This window comes from Microcystis sp. M53602_WE12, assembly GCF_030065455.1.
Classification (GTDB): Bacteria; Cyanobacteriota; Cyanobacteriia; order Cyanobacteriales; family Microcystaceae; genus Microcystis; species Microcystis aeruginosa.
In genome coordinates this window covers 1-1,365 of record NZ_JASJFB010000366.1, presented here as the reverse complement: position 1 = coordinate 1,365, position 1,365 = coordinate 1, and the positions used below count along the sequence as shown (strand labels likewise).

At 39.1% G+C, this 1,365-nt stretch carries 2 protein-coding genes; both read left to right on the top strand.

Features of this window, described 5'->3' with window-relative positions; all coding sequences use genetic code 11:
- The coding region (locus PX482_RS12700; protein ID WP_288122513.1) for a hypothetical protein at nt 1-184 on the top strand (184 nt) is incomplete at its 5' end.
- Between the two features lie 207 nt (nt 185-391).
- Nucleotides 392-1,365 (top strand): methyltransferase domain-containing protein (locus PX482_RS12695; protein ID WP_288122512.1); only part of this gene is annotated, 974 nt, incomplete at its 3' end.

The following is a 1,365-nucleotide window of genomic DNA, read 5'->3' as shown; positions in this document are numbered from 1 at the left end:
TCATTACTCCCCGGTAGAATTGGAGGAGACAGGAGTCAGTCCCGATGAAAAAATTTTCACCCCCACAGATGAAAGAGGTTTCCTTCCCTACACCCCACACCCCACACCCCACACCCCACACCCTACACCCTCTTTCAAGTCAGGAGGTCAATTTTTCTCTAAGGAAGTTACCCCGAATCTATAATCCTTAAAAATAAATCATCTGCAAAAATTCTCAGCTTAATTTTGATAAAAGCCAATAATAATCTGACTTTAAAACTCAAAATTTTTGGTAAATATATTGACAAATGATCCCGATCAATGGTATTATAAGAGTGGTTTTGGTAAAAATATCGAACAGCCAGAAACCCCCTAGACTAACTCAGTAAAATTAATTCCTCCCTATTGATAGATGAAAATCAAGAAATATCTTAAGTTCTGGAAATATCCTCGCTTAGTTGATGAACGAGAGACTTTAATTGAAGAACGAGATTCTCTCAAAGATCATCTGAAGAGTTTGAATCAAGAAAAACAAGAAATGATTCGGGAAAAAAATGCTCTTTATGAAAGATTAGGTCAGTTATCCTTAACCATTCCCGAACTGCAAGAAATTAGTCCGAAACTTCTCGATATTAGCGTCATTAAAAATAAGTCCCGCCAGTTTCGAGTCCAATTAGATGCCGAAAAAGAAAAACTCGCTCCCGACAATTTTGGCTGGTATCCTTACAACACTTTAACCTGCTTCGATATTCTCGAATTACTATTAACGGGTAAAAACCGTTTTCTACTGGAATTAATCTCGGACAAACCGATTGTTGATATTGGTTGTGCCGATGGCGATCTGGCGTTTTTTCTGGAATCTTTGGGCTGTAAAGTGCAGGTAGTGGACTACGCTCCTACCAACTTTAATCTTATGCAAGGGGTTAAACTGCTCAAAACTGCTCTTTCTTCCTCTGTGGAGATTCATGATGTTAACTTAGATTCCCAGTTTCTCCTTCCAGAAAAAAGCTATAGTTTAGTCATCTTCTTAGGAATTTTATACCATCTCAAAAATCCCTACTATGCCCTCGAAACCTTAGCAAAATCTGCCAATTATTGCCTGATTAGCACCCGCGTCACTAAGTTTAATACGGTGAGTAATGCCGCTAATCGAGTCGATCTTTCCGCGATTCCTCTAGCCTATTTACTCGATGAACTAGAAGCAAATAATGATTCCACCAACTATTGGATCTTTTCTAATGCCGGGTTACGCCGAATTTTACAGCGAACCGGCTGGGAAATTTGCGATTATATAACAGTAGGTAATACCGAAAACTCCGATCCCGCCAGTCGTGACGGCGATGAAAGAGCCTATTGTTTAGTAAAAAGTCGTTTCTATCAAGATTA